The following is a 2,000-nucleotide window of genomic DNA, read 5'->3' as shown; positions in this document are numbered from 1 at the left end:
CTCCCCAACCCGGCCCAAAATCAGTTCGAGGTTGCTTGTCACGGCTTGGAGCACATTGTTGAAGTCGTGTGCGATACTGCCGGTGAGTTGGCCGATGGCCTCCATCTTCTGCGCGTGCCGAAGGCCCTCCTCGCTGGCCCGCAGCGCCGCCTCGGCATGCCTGCGGCCTGTGATATCGGTCAACGCTGCGATCACCCGAACCTCGCCGCTTGCCGGCGTGCGCTCCACCGTTGCCGAGAGTAGCATGTCGAGCATGGCGCCATCTCGCCTGAGGAAGCAGCACTCCATCTCGCGTAGTTCACCTCGGACCAACAGGTCTCCCCATTCGGCCGCGGTCCACTGTGCGGATTGCGGCTCTTGGAACTCCGACACAGGACAACCGACGACTTGGTGGCGGCTATAACCCAGCAGATCAAGACACCGGTCGGACACGTCTGTCACAACGGCCCGAACATCAAGGATGAGCAGCGGAACTGGCGCACGGATGAAGTTGGCGCGATGACAGTTCTCGCTCTCGCGCAGAGCCTCCTGCACGACCTCTAGGAAATCCGGAACTACGGTCAGAGGCGCATCCCTCCAGACATCATTAGCTTGGGGGTGTAGCGACTTGCTGCCTGTCACGAGTTTTCGCGCCTGCTGCCTTCACTCTGACCGATATGATCCCACACGAGTGAGCGAATTTGCAAGTAATCCTAACTCGCCAGTACTTCCCAAGCATCCAATCCGAGGTTGATAAAATAGCGGCTATGTCGGTTGGCTACCTTGAATTCAGCTTCACACGTTCCCGCTTGAGAAAGCGCTGTACAGGAGTTCGCCAGTGTGGCGAACCTGCATTGTGAATACCCGTTAAAGTTGTAATCGATGGCATACTGAAAGGCGCAGAGTGATGGCTTCTTACAGGCGTCCCGGATGCGAGCCAACTGCGGATGGGGTCCGCATTCTCATTGCTGAAGATGAGCCTCTGATCGCGCTTTCAATCTCCGACCTCCTTGAGGCAGAAGGCTATACCGTCTCAGTTACCAGTAACGGGGTCGAGGCTCTGGCCGAGGTGCGGCGGCTCGGGACTGAGTTGAGCGTACTCGTGACCGATCTCAACATGCCTCGCATGAGCGGCGAGGACTTAATCAGCGCTCTCCAGAATGTCCGGCCCGAACTCCCGGTCATCGTGGTGAGCGGTTCTGCCCCGCTCGGTGGGCTGGAAGAGTTGCGGCGCTTTGGCGGCGGGCAAGAGCCATTTGCTTTGCTGCACAAGCCAATGAACTACGATGACCTCGTGCAGACCCTACGCCGCGCAGTCTCTCTCGAAGTTCCTCTTGCAGCACAGGGACGCATCAGCAGGTCCTACGAGCCGTAGGCCAGATCAGGGTGCCGCAATCCCGTCATTCAGGTGCCGGCTGCCCGGCCGTTTGGACGGGCCGGCTGAGGTGATGATAAGTGTAGTGTACAACGCAGGGCCTCAGGGTGGAGGTGGATTTCCGCCCTTTTGCCTGCTTGCATCGCCAACCCAAGCTTCAGTAGACGTAGCCCGAAGCCGCGCTGTTCAGGTGGACTTGGAACTGGCGGCCCGCCGCGCTCAACCCACTCCAATGCGTTATGGGCCGTACCCTCCCCGCTGCTTGTCGCGATGTAGGCGACCCGGATATGTCCAAACGGATTTGAAAGCGCGACATGCCGGAACGCGTTCGTGGCGAGTTCAAGTATGGCCAGGGTCAGCGCTGCGCCAGGGGATAGGAACATACCTTGCCGCTCCCAGCCGGAGAGGTCCGCCTGAGCGCTGTGCAGCAACATCGGAGGAAGGCCAGCAGGTCAGGTGAGGCGCCGTACCCCTGCGGTTCGACCTCATCGACCAGATCACCCAGGTGCAGTGTTCGGGTCAGGGAAGGTGACCACCACGGCCGTACCCATGCCACCCCGTCCAGCCTCCATGACAGCCCGTCCCCTCACCTGCTTGGCCAGCATCTCAACCAGTCGCAGCCCGAGCGAGCCTGCCCGGCGCTCGG

Annotated in this window: 2 protein-coding genes; one reads left to right on the top strand and one right to left on the bottom strand. The window is 60.5% G+C overall.

Features of this window, described 5'->3' with window-relative positions; all coding sequences use genetic code 11:
- Nucleotides 1–534, bottom strand: a 534-nt coding sequence (locus EP26_RS38420; protein WP_281177175.1) for a PAS domain S-box protein, incomplete at its 3' end; no start/stop codon positions are given.
- 352 nt (nucleotides 535–886) lie between these two features.
- Here EP26_RS38420 and EP26_RS30655 point away from each other — a divergent pair.
- Nucleotides 887–1,354 carry a response regulator gene (locus tag EP26_RS30655; RefSeq protein ID WP_043345288.1) on the top strand — a complete coding sequence of 156 codons (468 nt, stop codon included), beginning with the start codon at nucleotides 887–889 and terminating at the stop codon, nucleotides 1,352–1,354.
- Nucleotides 1,355–2,000 lie beyond the last annotated feature (646 nt).

The organism is Belnapia moabensis DSM 16746 (assembly GCF_000745835.1).
GTDB lineage: Bacteria > Pseudomonadota > Alphaproteobacteria > Acetobacterales > Acetobacteraceae > Belnapia > Belnapia moabensis.
This window is presented reverse-complemented; position numbering and strand designations above follow the sequence as displayed.